At 69.8% G+C, this 16,414-nt stretch carries 17 protein-coding genes and 2 tRNA genes; 10 read left to right on the forward strand and 9 right to left on the reverse strand.

Going from position 1 to position 16,414, the window contains the following annotated elements:
- Positions 1-27: 27 nt before the first annotated feature.
- The 4 genes from ACFV6H_RS21315 to ACFV6H_RS21330 form a co-directional block, all read right to left on the reverse strand.
- The gene (locus ACFV6H_RS21315; protein ID WP_385544295.1) at positions 28-1,104 is read right to left on the reverse strand and encodes an SDR family NAD(P)-dependent oxidoreductase; all 1,077 of its coding nucleotides are present in this window, start codon (positions 1,102-1,104) and stop codon (positions 28-30) included.
- Positions 1,105-1,301: 197 nt separating this feature from the next.
- Positions 1,302-1,374, reverse strand: a tRNA-Glu gene (locus tag ACFV6H_RS21320).
- 80 nt (positions 1,375-1,454) lie between these two features.
- Positions 1,455-3,203 carry a metallophosphoesterase gene (locus tag ACFV6H_RS21325; RefSeq protein ID WP_385544298.1) on the reverse strand — a complete coding sequence of 583 codons (1,749 nt, stop codon included), beginning with the start codon at positions 3,201-3,203 and terminating at the stop codon, positions 1,455-1,457.
- 227 nt (positions 3,204-3,430) lie between these two features.
- Positions 3,431-3,781 carry a metallopeptidase family protein gene (locus ACFV6H_RS21330; protein ID WP_093594234.1) on the reverse strand — a complete coding sequence of 117 codons (351 nt, stop codon included), beginning with the start codon at positions 3,779-3,781 and terminating at the stop codon, positions 3,431-3,433.
- 194 nt (positions 3,782-3,975) lie between these two features.
- Between ACFV6H_RS21330 and ACFV6H_RS21335 the strand changes: the two genes are divergently transcribed.
- On the forward strand, positions 3,976-4,329 hold the full coding sequence (locus tag ACFV6H_RS21335; RefSeq protein ID WP_385544301.1) for a hypothetical protein: 354 nt from the start codon (positions 3,976-3,978) through the stop codon (positions 4,327-4,329).
- An 11-nt stretch (positions 4,330-4,340) separates the two neighbouring features.
- On the opposite strand, the gene ACFV6H_RS21340 is transcribed toward ACFV6H_RS21335, so the two are convergent.
- On the reverse strand, positions 4,341-5,120 hold the full coding sequence (locus ACFV6H_RS21340; RefSeq protein WP_385544304.1) for a hypothetical protein: 780 nt from the start codon (positions 5,118-5,120) through the stop codon (positions 4,341-4,343).
- Positions 5,121-5,451: 331 nt separating this feature from the next.
- On the opposite strand from ACFV6H_RS21340, the gene ACFV6H_RS21345 reads away from it, so the two are divergent.
- From ACFV6H_RS21345 to ACFV6H_RS21355, 3 genes are all read left to right on the forward strand, one after another.
- The gene (locus ACFV6H_RS21345) at positions 5,452-7,887 is read left to right on the forward strand and encodes a DEAD/DEAH box helicase (RefSeq protein ID WP_385544307.1); all 2,436 of its coding nucleotides are present in this window, start codon (positions 5,452-5,454) and stop codon (positions 7,885-7,887) included.
- 185 nt (positions 7,888-8,072) lie between these two features.
- Positions 8,073-8,148, forward strand: a tRNA-Lys gene (locus ACFV6H_RS21350).
- 572 nt (positions 8,149-8,720) lie between these two features.
- Positions 8,721-9,239, forward strand: a complete 519-nt coding sequence (locus ACFV6H_RS21355) for a hypothetical protein (protein ID WP_385544310.1) — start codon at positions 8,721-8,723, stop codon at positions 9,237-9,239.
- Between the two features lie 10 nt (positions 9,240-9,249).
- Here the strand turns inward: ACFV6H_RS21355 and ACFV6H_RS21360 are convergent, their stop codons facing one another.
- Positions 9,250-9,495: a hypothetical protein gene (locus tag ACFV6H_RS21360; RefSeq protein ID WP_385544313.1), complete on the reverse strand. Its 246-nt coding sequence runs from the start codon at positions 9,493-9,495 to the stop codon at positions 9,250-9,252.
- Positions 9,496-9,817: 322 nt separating this feature from the next.
- Between ACFV6H_RS21360 and ACFV6H_RS21365 the strand changes: the two genes are divergently transcribed.
- Complete coding sequence (locus ACFV6H_RS21365) at positions 9,818-11,224, forward strand: integrin-like protein (RefSeq protein ID WP_385544316.1); 1,407 nt, start codon at positions 9,818-9,820, stop codon at positions 11,222-11,224.
- 157 nt (positions 11,225-11,381) lie between these two features.
- On the opposite strand, the gene ACFV6H_RS21370 is transcribed toward ACFV6H_RS21365, so the two are convergent.
- The 3 genes from ACFV6H_RS21370 to ACFV6H_RS21380 all read right to left on the reverse strand — a co-directional run bounded on the left by ACFV6H_RS21370 (position 11,382) and on the right by ACFV6H_RS21380 (position 12,865).
- Positions 11,382-11,729: a DUF6907 domain-containing protein gene (locus ACFV6H_RS21370; RefSeq protein WP_385544319.1), complete on the reverse strand. Its 348-nt coding sequence runs from the start codon at positions 11,727-11,729 to the stop codon at positions 11,382-11,384.
- Between the two features lie 162 nt (positions 11,730-11,891).
- Positions 11,892-12,452, reverse strand: coding sequence for a hypothetical protein (locus ACFV6H_RS21375; RefSeq protein ID WP_385544322.1), 561 nt, complete (start codon positions 12,450-12,452; stop codon positions 11,892-11,894).
- A gap of 44 nt (positions 12,453-12,496) precedes the next feature.
- On the reverse strand, positions 12,497-12,865 hold the full coding sequence (locus ACFV6H_RS21380) for a helix-turn-helix domain-containing protein (protein ID WP_384780579.1): 369 nt from the start codon (positions 12,863-12,865) through the stop codon (positions 12,497-12,499).
- 760 nt (positions 12,866-13,625) lie between these two features.
- On the opposite strand from ACFV6H_RS21380, the gene ACFV6H_RS21385 reads away from it, so the two are divergent.
- The 5 genes from ACFV6H_RS21385 to ACFV6H_RS21405 all read left to right on the forward strand — a co-directional run bounded on the left by ACFV6H_RS21385 (position 13,626) and on the right by ACFV6H_RS21405 (position 16,266).
- On the forward strand, positions 13,626-14,138 hold the full coding sequence (locus ACFV6H_RS21385) for a hypothetical protein (protein ID WP_384986184.1): 513 nt from the start codon (positions 13,626-13,628) through the stop codon (positions 14,136-14,138).
- Positions 14,135-14,326: a helix-turn-helix domain-containing protein gene (locus ACFV6H_RS21390; protein ID WP_066956375.1), complete on the forward strand. Its 192-nt coding sequence runs from the start codon at positions 14,135-14,137 to the stop codon at positions 14,324-14,326. Before ACFV6H_RS21385 ends, ACFV6H_RS21390 begins: the two co-directional genes overlap by 4 nt.
- A gap of 387 nt (positions 14,327-14,713) precedes the next feature.
- On the forward strand, positions 14,714-15,115 hold the full coding sequence (locus ACFV6H_RS21395) for a hypothetical protein (RefSeq protein ID WP_385544326.1): 402 nt from the start codon (positions 14,714-14,716) through the stop codon (positions 15,113-15,115).
- Positions 15,116-15,217: 102 nt separating this feature from the next.
- The gene (locus ACFV6H_RS21400; RefSeq protein ID WP_384986182.1) at positions 15,218-15,814 is read left to right on the forward strand and encodes a phage tail protein; all 597 of its coding nucleotides are present in this window, start codon (positions 15,218-15,220) and stop codon (positions 15,812-15,814) included.
- A gap of 161 nt (positions 15,815-15,975) precedes the next feature.
- On the forward strand, positions 15,976-16,266 hold the full coding sequence (locus ACFV6H_RS21405; RefSeq protein ID WP_384780412.1) for a hypothetical protein: 291 nt from the start codon (positions 15,976-15,978) through the stop codon (positions 16,264-16,266).
- The last annotated feature ends 148 nt before the right edge of the window (positions 16,267-16,414 follow it).

The following is a 16,414-nucleotide window of genomic DNA, read 5'->3' on the forward strand; positions in this document are numbered from 1 at the left end:
CCGTGGGGTGGTGTTACGTGGGCGGTGTTAAGCCGGGCGCTGGTTGCACGTCCCCGTCATCCGGTCGTTCAGGGCGCTGCCCCAGGCACGCAGTCTGCGGGTGAGGAGATGGGCCGGCGGCCTTACGGACGCGCCTTCGCGCAGCCCGCGCGTGCCGCCCGAACCCGAAGTGCCGGTGGCGGTGCCGGCGGCAGCAGCGTCCGATGCGGGCTTGGCGTCGGGCAGTCCGCGGGCGGCCAGTGTGGTCATACGCGTGGTGAGCGCCGGGGCGAGACCATGGGCAAGGCTCGCCGCGCGGGCGGCCGGTGTGAGCACGATCCGGATACGCCGTCGCTGCACGCCCGTGACGATCAGATCGGCCGCGCGCCGGGCGCCCATCGACACCACCGGCGCGCCCGCGATGGCGGAGAACCACGCGAACTCTCCCACCTGGTCGCCGCCGAAGGTGGCGTGCAGATGGGAACCCGTACGCATCAGCCCGGGATGTACGGCGGTGACACTCACGCCGTCGCGGGCCGCTTCGGCGTGCAGCCCTTCGGCCAGCGCTCCGACCGCCGCTTTCGCACAGGAGTACGGGAGCATGTGCGGCACCGCGAGCAGACCGCCGACCGAACCGATCAGGGCCAGCCTGCCGCCCGCCGGGCTGCGGCGCAGATACGGCAGCGCCTCCAGCGAGGTGTGCAGCGCGCCCATGAAGATGCTGTCCAGCGCGCCCTCGAACTCCTCGGCGCCGATCGCGTCGACGGGCGCGACCTGGATGATGCCCGCGTTGGCGATGACGATGTCGATACCGCCGCAGGCCAGGGCGGTGTCGCGCATCAGCCTCCGTACCGCCTCCCTGTCCCGTACGTCGCACACGGCGGTACGTATCCGCACACCGGGCGGCCGGCGCACCAGGGCCTCGGCCCGCGCCAGTTCTCGTTCGTCCCGGGCCACGATGGTGACATCGCAGTGCCGGACGGCGAGCTGTTCGGCGAGCAGGAGTCCCAGACCTCGTGAACCACCGGTGACCACGGCCGACAGGCCCGCGATGGAGGGACGGCTGAGCGGCGGGCGCCCGAGAGGCGGGCGCTTGAGCAGGGACGGCATCGTGGGTGCCTCCATCCGCGAGAGGAGCGGCGCGGCGTACCCACAACATCGTCGCGCCGATCGCCTCGCCCCGCATCCGCGACCGGAACGTCAGGACGGAGGGAGAAGCCCGTATTCGGGCGGAAGGAAAGCAGAAGGAAAACGAAGAGACGATACCGTCCGCGTCCCGGCTGCCTCATGCCGAGACAACCGAAACGTGGGGTGTTCGTACGTGCCCCCAACGGGATTCGAACCCGTGCTACCGCCTTGAAAGGGCGGCGTCCTGGGCCACTAGACGATGAGGGCTAAGGGCCCGCCTGGGCGCTTTGCAGCGCGTCGGGGACGGGAGAAGCATATGGGATGGCAGGAGCTATCGCCAAAACGGTTTACGGGGCAGGCGCGGGGGCCGGTGCGGGTGCGCCTGCCGGAATTCCTGAAGGTGAGCGTGAGGGTGAGGCGGTACGGGTGCCCGGAGGCGGTCCCGTAAGCCTGGTGCTCCTCGTCGGACTCGGGCTTCCCGAAGGGCCGCCCGACGGGCTCGGGCTCTCCGACGGGCCGGTGGTTCCCGGGGTATCCGATGACGGGCTCGGACTGCCCGACTGGCTTGCTCCCGGTGATGGGCTCGCGCCCGGTGTGCCCGCCTCCTTAGGAAGATGGCGGCTGACCTCCGCCGTCGTCAGTCCGAGACCGCCGAGAGTGATTTCGTCCCACGCCTGGAGCCGCTTGGTCGTCCGGTCCAGATAGAGCACGGAGGTGCGTACCTTCTCCGGCTCGTCGTTCTGTACGGCGCGCAGCCCGCCGCCGCCCGTCGATCCCTCGATCTTCAGCCGGGTGCCGTGCGCCATCACCTCGGTCTCGCGGTGGTGGACATGGCCGGACAGCACGAGCGGGACGAGCCCGTCGGTCTCCCGCGCCGCCATCGGGTTGTGGGTGACCGCGATATGTGCGGGCCTGCCGGCCGCCGTGTGGTCGCGCAGGGCCGAGGCGAACTGGATGCCGGCCATGCGCTCCGCCGGGTCGCCTCCCGCCTCCGTGGAACGGTCCGGCGTGAACTGCGGATCGCCCATGCCCGCCACCCGGAGCCCGGCGACGGTCACCGCCCGGCCCTTGTCCAGGACACGGACGTTCTTCATGCGCCGGAGGTACTTCTGGGTGATCTCCGAGTCATGGTTCCCGCGTACCCAGACATAAGGGACGCCGAGATCGGCGATCGGATCGAGGAAGGTGTTCTCGGCGGAGGCGCCGTGGTCCATGGTGTCACCGGAGTCGATGATCACATCGATCCCGTACTGCTCCACGAGCGAGCCGATGATGTGCCAGGACGCCGGATTGAGATGGATGTCGGAGACATGCAGCACCCGCAAGGTCGCCGGATCCGGCTGGTAGGTGGGCAGCGTCGAGGTCGCGTCGTACAGCTTGGTCACATTGGTGACCAGCCGCGCCAACTCCTTCTGATAGACGTCGAAATCGGTCACGATCGAGCGGGCGCTGCCGACGACCTGAGGAGCGGAGGAGAGCAGTCCGGAGAACTTGGGCTCCAGCACCGACTTGGGGTTCCAGGTGGCGTACGCGCCGACGCCGGAGGCGGCCAGCAGCGCGAGCGCGAGCCCGCCGGCGGCGAGTGCGCGGCGCGGACGGCGGTAGACGGCGAGCCCGAGGGCGGTCGCGCCGGAGACGACGGCGGCACAGGAGCGTACGGCCAGCTCCGTGGTGCCGTCCGCGACATCGTGGGTGACCTCGTCCTGGAGTCCTGAGAGTCGTTCGGGATGCTCGACGAGCGCGGTGGAGCGTACGGGATCGAGCTGGTCCACATCCACGTCGAGACGGATGGGCGCCGTGTGCGTCTTCATCTCCAGCGCGCCGAGCGGCGAGACATTGATCTTGGTGCCGCCGGTGAGGGACGGCCGCAGCGTCATCCGCGTGTCCATCGGGCCGACGGGCGTCCGTACGCTGCCGACGACCAGCAGCCCGAGCCACGCGCCCAGCACCACGACGGTGATCAGACCGAGGGCGCGGGCATACGGGTGCGGTGAGTGGACCAGCGCGCTGGTGGGCCCTTCCCGGCGGGAGTGGAGATGGCCCAGGATGCGGGTACGTGTGGCACGGAACGGGAAACGCAGTACATCACGGGCCATTGGGCCCGTATGCCCGAAGTGACGGGTGACCATGCCTGCGCTACGCCATCGTGCGTAGTCCTTTGGTCCTTGTGGGGCTCTTGAGGTTCTTGGTGCCTTGAGGTTCTTGGTGCTTGTGGTCGCTGGGGTGATGGCGGCGCGCGTGGTGCTCCTGTTGTGTGCAGGAGGCCTGTACGCGCTCGGCGTCGGCTGTGCTCGGCCCGAGCCGCGCTCAGCCCCAGCCGCGCTCAGCCCCAGCCCAGTTCGTGCAGCCGCTCGTCGTCGATGCCGAAGTGATGGGCGATCTCATGGACGACGGTCACGGAGACTTCGTGGACCACGTCCTCCGGGCTCTCGCAGTAGCGCAGGGTCGGGCCCATATAGATCGAGATGCGGTCGGGCAGGACTCCCGCGTACCACTCGCCCCGGTCCGTGAGCGGTGTCCCTTCGTACAGCCCCAGCAGTTCGGGGTCGGACGGATCGGGCTCGTCCTCGACGAAGACGGCCACGTTGTCCATGACCCGTGTCAGCTCCGGGGGGATCTGATCGAGGGCCTGGCCGACCAGTTCTTCGAACGTCTCGCGCGTCATCTCCAGCACATGGTCATTGTCCGTGATGACCGGCCGTTCCGGTGGGGCGTGTGCAGAGAGGAAGTGGAACGTTTCTGTGTCCACTTTCGAGTGATGCGACGCCTATCCGCCGAAACGCCTGGGCAGCTTCCGGAAGGTCAAATCACCTGTAACGCCCGGAGAAAGAGCCGGGGAAAGAAGGGTCTTCTCCCATGCGTCCTCCCATGCGTCCTTCCACGCGCCTTCGTACCACCCTGGTCGCCGCCGCGGGCGTGCTCGCGCTGCTCGCCGCCGTACCCGGCTCGGCGGCCGCCGCCCAGGGCGAGTTCCGCTATGTGTTCACCGGTATGAACGGCGGCCCGACGACCGGCATGCTGGTGAATCCGGGGAGCCGGGAGTGCGTCACGCTGCCGGAGGTGGCCGGGGAGTACGTACCGCCGGCGCACTCGCCCCGTAACCGCACTTCCTCCACCGCCACGGTCTTCACGGGCCCTGACTGTGACGGGGATTACTACACCCTGCGGCCGGGCGGATCGGCGAGCAGCCGCCTCCTGCTCCGTTCCGTCGTCTTCTCCTGAGGCCGCTCCGGTCACCTGCTGGATCTGTTGGACCTGCTGGGTCTGCTGGGTCTGCTGGATCTGAGTGGGAGGACTCTGGGCGAGAGGACATGGACCGGCGCGAACGCGTCACACACCCGGCCTGAACGCGCTCCGGGCGTGTCCCCGGCGGGGAAAAGGAAGTTGGGCAGGGAAACCTCCGCCGTCGGCGGAGGAGCCCATTCCTGTGCCCCGGAGGTGCCGCCCGTGCGCCAGTTGTCCGCCATGTCCGCCCCAGGCCGTTTCGCCGTCTGGATCGTCACCTCACTGGCGGTCGCGGCGTCCGCGGGCTGTATGAGCGTCGGTGAGGACGAGGGAAAGCCCGCGCCGTCGCGTTCCGCGGACCGCCAGGGTTCTGCGGCCGAGCCCGACGGTGGTACGGGCTCGGGCCCCGGGGCGCCGCACGCCTGGCAGGGACGTACGGACGAGGGCGGCGCGGAGGGCGTCGGCGGCGGGAAGGGCGGCAGGGACAAGGGCGCGTCGCCGAGCCCCAGCTCCGCCGACACTCCCTCGCCCAAGCCCTCGAAGGGCGAGCGACCGCAGCCCGGGAAGAAGCCGACTCCGCCCGGGAGCGAGTCCGTACCGTCCAAGGAGCCCACGCGCCCGGCGCCCTCCCTCAGCCAGCCGCCGGCACAGAGCCCCGACCCGGCACCGGAGCCCGAGCCGGAGCCGACGAAGCCACAGGAGTCGCCGTCCGCGTCACCGGCGGCGGACATGCGTACGAGCTTGACATCGGCCGGGGAGATGTCCGGGCCGGGAGGAGGGACAGCCATGGGCGCCGGGCTCGGGCCTGGATCCGGGAAGACGTCCGGGAGTGGGAAGACGTCGGGGAAGGGGAACGGAAACGGGAAGGGGATGCGGACGGAGTCGATGGCATCGCCGCAGATGGGACCGGTGTGACCGAGGTCGCCGCGGTGGCGGTTTGCCTTGGAGGGGGGTGGGTGCGTATGGTAGTAGATCGTTTGATCATTGCCTGGCGCCGACACAGAAGAGCGCCACGTGGCGCGTACTCTCCCTTGCCGTGGCTGACCGCATTGAGGCGGTCGATTTGCGAATCACGGAGTTTGGGCGCGTGCCGAGACTCCGGAAGGTTTCGCATTTCGCATGTCCATTTCCAGTACTGACCACACCGTCATGCCCGAGCACGAGTCCACCGAGCCGGTGGAGACCGTCGAGGGTCCGGAGGCCGCAGTGGCCGCCGACACGACCAAGTCCGCCGAGTCCGTGGGGATTGACGAGGCCTCAGTGGCGTCCTCGGCGTCCGAGACGTCTGGCACGTCCGAGGTCGCTGAGATCTCTGACACCTCTGGTGCGTCCGGTACGTCTGAGGTGTCCGGCGCGATCGAGTCCTTCGATGCGGCCGAGTCCTCCGACGCCGACGCCGACTCTTCCTTCTCCGACGCCTCGGACTCCTCCGACGCCTCGGACTCCGACGAGGCCCCGGGCCTGACGTTCGGTGACCTGGGCCTGCCCGAGGGCATCGTCCGTAAGCTCACCCAGAACGGTGTCATCGCTCCCTTCCCGATCCAGGCCGCGACCATTCCGGACGCCCTGGACGGCAAGGACATCCTGGGCCGTGGCCGTACCGGTTCCGGCAAGACTCTCTCCTTCGGTCTGCCGCTGCTGGCCACGCTGGCCGGCGGCCACACCGAGAAGAAGAAGCCGCGCGGCATCATCCTCACTCCGACGCGCGAGCTGGCGATGCAGGTCGCGGACGCGCTCCAGCCGTACGGCGATGTGCTCGGCCTGAAGATGAAGGTCGTCTGCGGCGGTACGTCGATGGGCAACCAGATCTACGCCCTGGAGCGCGGTGTCGACATCCTCGTCGCCACTCCGGGCCGGCTGCGCGACATCATCAACCGCGGTGCCTGCTCGCTGGAGAAGGTCCAGATCGCGATCCTCGACGAGGCCGACCAGATGTCCGACCTGGGCTTCCTGCCCGAGGTCACCGAGCTGCTCGACCTGGTGCCGGCGGGCGGCCAGCGGATGCTCTTCTCCGCCACCATGGAGAACGAGATCAGCACGCTGGTCAAGCGCTATCTGACCAGCCCGGTCAGCCACGAGGTCGACAGCGCCCAGGGCAATGTCACGACCATGACGCACCACGTGCTCGTGGTGAAGCCGAAGGACAAGGCCCCGGTGACCGCGGCGATCGCCGCGCGCAAGGGCCGCACGATCATCTTCGTACGGACGCAGCTCGGCGCCGACCGGATCGCGGAGCAGCTGCGCGAGTCGGGCGTGAAGGCGGACGCGCTGCACGGCGGTATGACGCAGGGCGCCCGTACCCGCACGCTGTCGGACTTCAAGGACGGTTACGTCAACGCGCTGGTCGCCACCGACGTCGCCGCCCGCGGTATCCATGTGGACGGCATCGACCTCGTACTGAACGTGGACCCGGCCGGGGACCACAAGGACTATCTGCACCGCTCGGGCCGTACGGCGCGGGCCGGCAAGTCCGGTGTCGTCGTCTCGCTGGCGCTGCCGCACCAGCGGCGCCAGATCTTCCGGCTGATGGAGGACGCGGGCGTGGACGCCTCGCGCCACATGGTCGGCGGAGCGGGCGCGTTCGACCCGGAGGTCGCCGAGATCACCGGAGCGCGTTCGCTCACGGAGGTCCAGGCGGACTCGGCGAACAACGCGGCCAAGCAGGCCGAGCGCGAGGTCTCCGAACTGACCAAGCAGCTCGAACGTCTTCAGCGCCGTGCCGCCGAACTGCGCGACGAGGCCGACCGGCTGGTCGCCCGCGCGGCGCGTGAGCGGGGCGAGGACCCGGAGGCGGCGGTGGCCGAGGTGGCCGCCGAGGCCGAGCGTGCGGTGGAGGAAGCGGCGGCTGCGGCTGCCGCCGTACCGGCGCAGCGCGAGGAGCGCAGGGACAGCCGCGACGACCGGGGGAACTTCGGGCGTCGCGACGACCGTGGCGAGCGCAGCGGCCGAGGCGGCGCGCGGGGCTACACGCCGCGCGACGACCGTGGCGGTGAGCGCGGTGGCGACCGTGGTGACCGCGCCGGCTTCCAGCGTCGTGACGACCGTGGCGGCGACCGGGGTGGTGACCGCGGCGGTGATCGCGGTGGGTTCCAGCGTCGCGACGACCGCCGGGACGACCGCGGCGGTGACCGTGGCGGCTTCCGCCGCGACGACCGCAGGGAGAACGACCGTGGCGGCTTCCAGCGCCGTGACGACCGGAGTGCCGACCGCGGTGGCGACCGTGGCGGCGACCGTGGTGGGTTCCAGCGCCGCGACGACCGCCCGGCGGGCGGCGGCTTCAACCGTGACCGTGGCGAGCGTCGTGACGACCGTGGCGGCGAGCGCCGGGACGACCGTGGTGGCCGCTCCTTCGAGCGCCGCGACCACCGCGCTCCCAGCGACCGTCCGTTCAACCGTGACCGCCGCGACGACCGCCCGGCGGGCGGCGGCTTCCGCGCCGGCGCCCACGACCGCCCGGCCGTCCGCCGCGACGACCACCGCGGCGGCTCCACCGGCACCGGCACCGGCTCCTTCGGCCGCCGCGACGACAAGCCGCGCTGGAAGCGCAACGGCTGACCATCACCCGATCTGACGCCCCACCAGGGCCCGTGCCCCACCCCCAAGGTGGATCACGGGCCCTGCCCCGTCCCACCCCCCTTCCGCCCCCTTCCCGCCACCCCACCGCCGCGCGACATCCCCACGACCCGATACCCGATCGGCGCACCGCCCCCGGCGGGCTATGCTCGTATGTGTTGTGCCGAGGGCCGTTAGCTCAATTGGCAGAGCAGCGGACTTTTAATCCGTTGGTTGTGGGTTCGAGTCCCACACGGCCTACCACAAGCAGGGCGGGCTTACGCCCCTGACCTGCTACGAAGCGCCCCGCCCGGTCCCGATGGGCAGGGGCGCTCCGTCGTTTCCGGGCTCATGCGGGCTACGCGGCAGGGTTGCTAGCTCCTCTGCGCCAGGCGCTGATCAGGTTCTGACCACTGAGGAGGACCGCCCGCTTTTCGCTGAGGACCCGTGGGGTGCTCCCTTCGAGCTCGGCGGCAGCGACGGAGGGCGCGGGGCCGGGAGGCGCGCCCTTCTCATGCCGCCCGGTATGACCGGGATGGTCTCCGCAGGACCCAGCAACTCCGTGATCGTGCGCCCGGATGACGTGCCCAACCTGCAGTTGACCGCAGGCTTGGGCATCCACCAGGGATGCTGCGGGCCGCTCGGAACCGGAGGCCGCAACATGGCATGCACCTGCGGCACGCTCGTCGCTACTCTCGCTGCCGACTGCATGGGCCCGCACGAACTGCACCTTGATCCGATACACGTATACGCGTTCCAGGCCGACACGGAGATGCCTGTACCGGCGGGCGCTTGACGCCTAGGGCGTGGATCGGAAGTGTTCTAGGTTGGCTCGCGTGAGCGTACGGGGGCGGAGTTATCGGTATGTGGGACCGGCCGATTTGAAAGCTGCGATCCGGCCTGGCAATGACGGTTTCCAGATCCGCTCGGCGGCTGACTTCGGCGGCTGGATCGCGGAGCGATCGGCGGAGCTGGCCGAGCCGTTCACCTTCGTGGTCGATACAAACGGCGTGCTGCGGCTCGCGCCACGGCGAAGCGAGCATGTGGTCTGCGCCGGCGGAGGATTGGTCCTGAGCGCCGGCGAGATCGGCTTCATCCGCGAGGCCGGTCGATGGGTAGTGGGCGACGTCAGCAACCACTCGACCGGGTATTGCCCGGACGTCAGCTCGTGGTCAGTGGTTGCCCAGGCTCTGGATCGCGTAGGGCTCGGGCGCCCGTCCAGCTTCACCTACGGGGTGGTGTTCCGGCGCTGCCCTGACTGTCAGGAGTGCAACATCGTGCGCGAAGACGACTTCGTCTGCGTCTTCTGCGGCAGCGATCTGCCCGAGGTGTGGAACGTGGACCCCGCTGAATGAGGGCTGTGGGTCATGGCCACTCATTGATGGCCGCGATCAGGACGGTTGCCTCGTATCGGACCGCGAGCTTGTCATCCCTCGTGGCCACGGCGCGGTGCCTGTTGAGGCGACTGATGCCGTACTCGACCGCGTGCCGGGCCTTGTAGTCCTCCAGGTCGAGCTTCGGCGGACGGCCGCCGCAGGAGCCGAGCTTCTTCCGGTCGCGGGCGGTTGCGGGCCTGGTCGGCCTTGCCCGGGATGGTGCAGCGGATGCCACGTTTGCGCAGGTAGGCGCGATTCTCGCGGGGGGCGTACGCCTTGTCGCCGCGCACCTGCCTCGGCCTGGTGCGCGGCTTGCCCCGCCCCAGCCGGGGCACCCTGACGCGGCCCAGGACGGCCTTGAACCGCAGCGAGTGCCCGCGCTGTCCGGCGGTGATGACGTGGACATGGGCTTCTGTCCGTCGGAGCCGTCGGAGCCGTCACTGGAACCTCAAATGTTCACCGAACCCCTCTACAACCTTCGCCGTTTTCCGAGGGTCTCCTGATCGCGACACCGGGTTCCCGGGTTCCCGAGGTCCGCCCCGACCGTTGGAGACACCTTGTACAAGCGCACGTTCCTGCTGGCTGCCGGCCTCCTCGCCTCCGGCCTCACCCCGCTGGTGCTGGCCACGCCGGTGACCGCTGCCACCGCGAAGTTCGCGGACGACTTCAACGGTGACGGCCACCGCGACCTCGTCTTCGGCGACAGCACCGCCACGGTGGGCGGCAAGAAGCAGGCGGGCGCCGTCGTGGTCGTCTGGGGTACCGCCCACGGCCCCGCCCCCGCCAAGCGCTCGGTGATCACGCAGAACAGCCCGTACATCGCGGGCACCGCCGAGACGAACGACTTCTTCGGCACGAAAGTCACCGCGGCCGACATGAACAAGGACGGTTACGGTGACCTCGTCGTCACCGCCCCCGGCGAGGACGACGGCGCCTACCACGGCACCTTCACCATCCTGTGGGGCTCCAAGGCGGGCCTGACCAACGGGACGTCGTTCAAGAGCCCGGGCTGCAAGGACTGCGGCTTCGCCAAGGACATCGCCGTCGGCGACTTCACCGCCGACGGCAAGCAGGACGTCGTCGCGATCACCGACGACTACGTCTACGTCGTACGCGGCCCGTTCACCAAGACCGGCTCGCGAGGTACGGCCACCAACCTCGACCCGGTCGACGGCGAGGACATCAAGCCGGAACTCGTGGTCTCCGGCACGGTCACCAAGGACAGCACCGCCGACTTCGCGGTCCTCGGCTGGGACGCGGCCACCCGCACCAACCGCGTCTGGTTCTACCGCGGCCGTTCCGGAGGTCCCGCCACGCCGCCGCGCAAGACCGGCCTGCCCAGCTCAAGCGACATCGCCCACCCGAGCGCCACGATCGCCGACTTCAACAAGGACGGCTACGGCGACCTCGCGGTCGGCGTCCACCGCTCGGGCAAGGGCGGCGCCGTACACATCCTCAAGGGCACCTCGGTCGGCCTCAGCACCACGGTCACCTCGATCAGCCAAGCCACCACCGGTGTCCCGGGCACGCCCGAATCAACCGATTTCTTCGGGTACGACGTGTCGGCCGCGGACACGAACGGCGACGGCTACCCGGACCTCGCGGTGGGCGTACCCGGCCAGGTGCTCGGCAACAATCTCTTCCGGGGCGGCGCGGTCACCCTCCTGCGCGGCGGCAAGAGCGGCCTCACCGGCAAGAACTCCCGCCAGTACGACGTCCGCACACCCGGCATCGAAGGCGAACCCTCCGAAGCGAACGACTCCTGGCTGGGATCGTCAGTCCTCCTGCGCGACTTCAACCACGACGGACGCGCCGAACTGATCGCCACGGCCAACCAGAAGGGCCGCCTCCACCTCCTCCCGGGCACGGCGTCCGGCCCCACAGGCACCGGCTCCACCCTGCTCACCGCCCAGTCCCTGGGCCTGGGCGCCCGCCCGTACTTCGGCGCGGCCCTGGCAGACTGACCCACCCACCTACCAGGCCGTATCCGACACATGGCGCCGCCCGCCCGCAGGGCAGGGCTCACGACGTCCGGTGCATGCGGACCGCACAGCGGAGGATCGCTCAACTGCTTGGCGTCGATCTTGATGCAGAGGCCCTTCCCGGGCAGCGGCGGGGTGTTCACCGGTCGACTCGTGCGAGCAGCGTTGCCGGCGTCCGGGCCATGGCCCGCAACTGCGTGGCGTGTTCCACCAGGGCGTCGGCCAGCTCGTTCACTTCGGCCGGATCGAGGGTGCGGGCGAAGCCGGCCTCTTCTACGTACAGTCCGGGCTCGTGGCTTCCGCTCCCGAACGGTGCCAGCGACAGCGCGGTGACGAACAACGGTTCGTCACCGTAGCTGAGCAGGCGGTCGGGGCCGCTGTGCATGGTGTCGACCCGGTACTGGGCCGGGCCGTAGCTGGCTGCCGTTCCTGAGGCGTATCGGAGCGGCAGTTTGCGTGAGTGGTGCGTGAGCGGATGTGGTCGCACGGGGTGTTGTGGAGCGGACCCTGCGTCAGCTTGATGTGCCTTGAACAGGCAGTTCTGGACATTGGACGATCACGCTTAGCCGGCCAGCACGGTGGCCTGACCGCCCTGGCGTGGTGACTCCGGGGTGGTTCGAGCGCTGGAAGGGCATGGCGTAGGGAGTCTTCAGCCCGGTTCGCCGTCGGGCGGGTCGTTTCCGGCCTCGCTTTGGCGGCTCCGCATCAAGTGCCGTACCTGTGCCTCGCCCGCGCCCGTCGTGGGGAGGCGTAACTCGTTCGGCTGGTGGTGTTCCCGGGCCTCATCGGGGTGGTGCGGGCGGGGTGTGTCCGGCGGCGGGGACGCGGTCGGGGCCGGGGCCGGTCGGCGGTTCGGGAAGTGGAGGAGGCGGGGCGGCGGGACCGGGAAGTTCTCGCTGTCGGGGTGGTGGCCGGCGGCGCGTTCGGTGTGGTCGGCCTGATCCGGGGAGGTCGCGCGGGTGTGTTCGGCCCAGCCCGCGCGGAACCAGGCGAGCTGGTCGCGCTGGAGTTCGTCGTCGGTGAGGATACGGACGCCCTCCGCACCGGCCCGCCGGATCTTCTCGCCCAGTTCGATGAGCAGTCCGCCCACGATGTACGCCACGGCGTCCGGCGCGCCGTCGGCCAGGCACCTCGCCTCGTCATCCGGCGAATGCGGATCCGAACGCGGATCCGGATCGCACGCGTATGGCTCTCCCCCCTCGTGCCCCATCTGCACACCCCCTTCACGGCTGTTCCGACCCGCCTGGCGAAGCGTCATTCCCGGCTGTGTTCCTCCGGCAGGAACTGTCTCACCACCCTTACGAAGAGGTCCTGCAATTCCGACGGCACCCCCAGCAGCCGCGCCGCCTCCGCCGGACCGAGTGACGCGATCGGGCCCGTCGAGGTTTCACCGGTCCCGGCGTCGAGCGGCAGATCGTCCGCCGACAGCCGACCGGACCGAATCAGCATGTCGCGCAACGGAACGGCCAGAACCGTCGCCAGTCGACGCATGGTCTCCAGATCCGGCATGCTCTGCCGCTGCAACAGCCGGCTGACCGCCGCCCGGTGGACCCCCGCGTCATCGGCGAGCTTGGACTTGCCGCCGCCACGCGGACTGTCGATGTCATAGCCGCGCCGGCGCATCAGGCTCTCTATCCAGCCGGCGAATTCCTCCAGGCCATCGGCCTTGCCGCGGCCGCCGTCGGCTCGATGGCCCTGTCCGTTGTAGGCGTTGGCCCACGAGCTGGCACCCATATGGTGGCTCTCCCCTCGTCGCGAGGAGAGAGTACCGAGCGCGCACGCATCTGCGGGCGTGCGTGCTCGCGCGCAGTTGTGAAGATCTGGCAAAGCGGATGCATATACGGCTGCTGCAGGCGTTGTTGACACCTCCCGGACGGGATCGACCTCGGAGCGTAGTCGCTTGCGCACGCGCTCGCACCATGCAACTCTGATCGCGCGTTCGCAATTGTCGAACGTATGTTCCCATACATGGGGAGGGGTTGCACGTGCCGAATCAGCCGACCGCATCCGTCACCACCACAACCTGGCGTTTTCCCGTGGCATCCGACGAACTGGACTGGCGTCTGGCCGCTGCCTGCGCCCACCTGTCACAACACTCCGTATTCACCCGCATCCTCTCCGAGGCCGAGCCGGTATTGCGTGCCTGCAATCAGTGCCCGATCCGGCGGGAGTGCGAGGCCGTGGTCGACCCCGCGCACACCTGGTTCGACGGCGTGAGCGGGGGACGGTTGTGGCGTAACGGGCGGGAGGTCGCAGGAGACCGGGGCCAGCACCGGGGCCGGGGCCGGGGCCGGCACCGAGACCGGAACCGGGACCAGCACCAGCAGCGGGACGGCGTACGTGACGCCGCCCGGGACGCTCTCGCACTGCGGGAGGTGGCCCGATGAGCCACGAGTCCGGAGGCGCGGCCGTCTGGATCACCTCGCTCGTCCGCCGGTTCCCGGATCTCGTCGACGAGCTGGCTCCCGCTGCTCACGGGGGGCTGCGGGAGCGCCGTGGAAGCGGACCCGTCGGAGGTACGACGCTGCCCGTGCGGCTGCATGTGTCGGACGCGGTACGGGACATCACCGACGGGGTCGTCGAACTGGAGGAGGCCGTAAGGGAGCGGCTCCGGCTGCGGGCGGTCACGCCGGCACCCGTGCCGGTGCGGCTGCGGCGGATCGCCGGGCTGCTCGAACGGATCGCGGACGACCCCGTGCTCGCCGATCATGTCGCGGACGAGACACGGCGGATGGCGGCGCGGTGCGCACGGGCGCTGGGCGACCCCGAGCAGATGGTCCGGCTGCCGGGGCGGTGCCCGAGGTGCGACTCCGTCTCGCTGCGGGCGTTTCCGGAGCGGGCCGAGGTGCGCTGCGTCAATCCCGTGTGCCGGCATGTGCTGGAGACGGAGGCATGACGGATTCACCTCTGATCACCGTCGAGTTGGCCGCCGACGAGGCGGGAGTGTCGCCCGCGACGATCCGCAAGTGGGTGCAGCGGGGCCATCTGCGCCCGGCGGGCACGCAGGGGCGGCGCCGGCTGTACCGCCTGGAGGACGTGTTCGCGGCGGAGCGCACGACACACCGCGCCCACGGACGCCGCTGATCCTCCCGTACGGCAGCGCCCACGCGTACGTGTAGGTGTACGTCTACGCGTCCGTCCATGTGAACGTCAGCGGCCACGCGTATGGCCACGCGTACATTGCGGATCTCCTCGTCCACCGCCGATCAGCGTCCGTACCACGCTGAGGTCACGACGCTCCGAGGTCACGACACCGGGGTCCCGTCGCAAACACTGCGGCGGGACCTTTTCGCGTACCCGCACAGCCCTCCGGCATAAGCCAGTTGCACGATCCGCCGGGCCGCGTCACACTCGGAGCAGCGGCAGAGCTGCGCCTACCCACAGGGAGGCGACGGACCTGCCGCTTTGTGTTGCCCGGAACTCCCGGAGTTCCGGCCCCGCCTCTCGAACCTCCCCGAAGGGAGCGTCCATGTGGCCATCCTGACCTTTCCCGACGCCGAGCAACTCGTCGTCGACTTCCTCAAGAACCGGGCCGAGCTGACCGGTGTCACCGTCGACAGCCGCCCGCCCGCCGGGTTCGACGGGACGCAGAAGGCCGTCCTCGTCTCGCACATGGGCGGCGCCTGGGTCGACGACCAGCATCTCGACCAGCCGCTGCTCGATCTGGAGGTGTACGGCCCGGACAAGCCCACGGCGCACACCGTGGCACTGTCCGCCCGCGCCTGTGTGCTGGAGCTGACCGACACCGTCTACGGCGGCGCGGTCGTCGTGGACGTCTCCGAGGCCGACGGGCCGCGCTGGCTGCCCGACTACACGCGGTTCGCGGCGAACCGCTACCGGTCCACGATCCGGCTGCTGCTCCGGCTCGGCTGAGCCGTCCGTTCTGGGCGCGGCCGGCCGGTTCGTACCCGTACCCGTACTCGTGCCGGGCCCGAGCCCAAAGCTTCAACCCTCTTTCGTACACAAGGAGTTCGCATGGCTACGAACAACGGCAAGGAAATCCGCGTCGCCGGTACCGGCCGGGTCCTGGTGGCCCCCGCCGGCACCACCGCGCCGGCCAAGTCCGACGACGCCTGGCCGGCCGGCTGGGTGGAGCTGGGTTACACCTCCGTCGACGGCATCAAGCTCAACAAGAAGGACAAGATCGACCCGGTCGACACCTGGCAGTCGGCGAGCCCGGGTCGCTTCATCTACTCCGACCGCGACCTGACCGTGAAGTTCCAGCTCCTCCAGATGAACAAGAGCACGCTCTCCTTCTTCATGGGCATCCCGGCGACCAGCATCACTCAGACCTCGGTCAGCGGTACCGCCGTGGTGGACACATACGAGTTCCTGATCCCGAGCACCCCGCTCAAGGACGAGCGGGCGCTGGGCATCGAGTTCACCGATGGCACGGACGCCGTGTACCGCTTCATCCTGCCGCGCGGACAGGTCACCGAGACCGAGGAGATGGGCTTCACACGGACCGGGTCGGTGAAGCTGGGCGTCACCTTCACCGCGCTGGAGGCGGAGTCCGCCGACCGTGAGCTGGCCAAGTGGATCATGAAGGACAAGGCGTACGCCGCCGTGTGACCCTTCTGATCCGCCTTCTGTGACGGCCCGGTCGGGCTCGTCACCCGGGGTGGCGGGCTCCCCACCCGCCACCCCGCCCCCACTCACCTACCTCGCCCCCCACTTACTCACCCCGCCCCCACGCATCCCTCAAGCCCCAACTCACCCATCGGGAGGACGGCATGGCCGGATTCGACGTCAACGCGGCCCGCGCCCAGCGCCTGGAGGCGCTCGGCCGGGACTGGACCTTCGAGCTGGACGGCGACAGCTTCCAACTGCCGACCGAACTGACCCGCACAACCGCGCGCACGCTGCGCGGCCTCGACGACAACGATGTGGACGGGCTGCTGGAACTCCTCCTGGGAGAGCAGCAGTTCGCCCGTTTCGAGCGGCACGAGGTCACGATGCAGGACATCGCGGCGATTCTGGAGGCCTACGGCAAGGAGACGGGGCTGGGCCTGGGGGAAGACTGAGCCTCGGCGAGCTCGTCGAAGAGCACGCCGAGGCCCTGGAGGCGGACCTGCTCCGCCACTACGGGGTCGACCTGCTGGACTGGCACCGGGGCCGTCTCTCGTCGCGCCGGCTCTCGGTCCTCGTCCAGCACCTCCCACGCGACAGCGC

Origin of the sequence: Streptomyces sp. NPDC059743 (assembly GCF_042732975.1) — a bacterium.
Taxonomy (GTDB): Bacteria; Actinomycetota; Actinomycetes; order Streptomycetales; family Streptomycetaceae; genus Streptomyces.

Bases quoted from the DNA above. Each gene is read 5' to 3' on its own strand.
- ACFV6H_RS21315 (WP_385544295.1), bottom strand. From the start codon at position 1,104: ATGGAGGCACCCACGATGCCGTCCCTGCTCAAGCGCCCGCCTCTCGGG.
- ACFV6H_RS21325 (WP_385544298.1), bottom strand. From the start codon at position 3,203: ATGGCCCGTGATGTACTGCGTTTCCCGTTCCGTGCCACACGTACCCGC.
- ACFV6H_RS21335 (WP_385544301.1), top strand. From the start codon at position 3,976: ATGCGTCCTTCCACGCGCCTTCGTACCACCCTGGTCGCCGCCGCGGGC.
- ACFV6H_RS21340 (WP_385544304.1), bottom strand. From the start codon at position 5,120: ATGGCTGTCCCTCCTCCCGGCCCGGACATCTCCCCGGCCGATGTCAAG.
- ACFV6H_RS21345 (WP_385544307.1), top strand. From the start codon at position 5,452: ATGTCCATTTCCAGTACTGACCACACCGTCATGCCCGAGCACGAGTCC.
- ACFV6H_RS21375 (WP_385544322.1), bottom strand. From the start codon at position 12,452: ATGGGGCACGAGGGGGGAGAGCCATACGCGTGCGATCCGGATCCGCGT.
- ACFV6H_RS21380 (WP_384780579.1), bottom strand. From the start codon at position 12,865: ATGCGCCGGCGCGGCTATGACATCGACAGTCCGCGTGGCGGCGGCAAG.
- ACFV6H_RS21385 (WP_384986184.1), top strand. From the start codon at position 13,626: ATGAGCCACGAGTCCGGAGGCGCGGCCGTCTGGATCACCTCGCTCGTC.
- ACFV6H_RS21390 (WP_066956375.1), top strand. From the start codon at position 14,135: ATGACGGATTCACCTCTGATCACCGTCGAGTTGGCCGCCGACGAGGCG.
- ACFV6H_RS21400 (WP_384986182.1), top strand. From the start codon at position 15,218: ATGGCTACGAACAACGGCAAGGAAATCCGCGTCGCCGGTACCGGCCGG.
- ACFV6H_RS21405 (WP_384780412.1), top strand. From the start codon at position 15,976: ATGGCCGGATTCGACGTCAACGCGGCCCGCGCCCAGCGCCTGGAGGCG.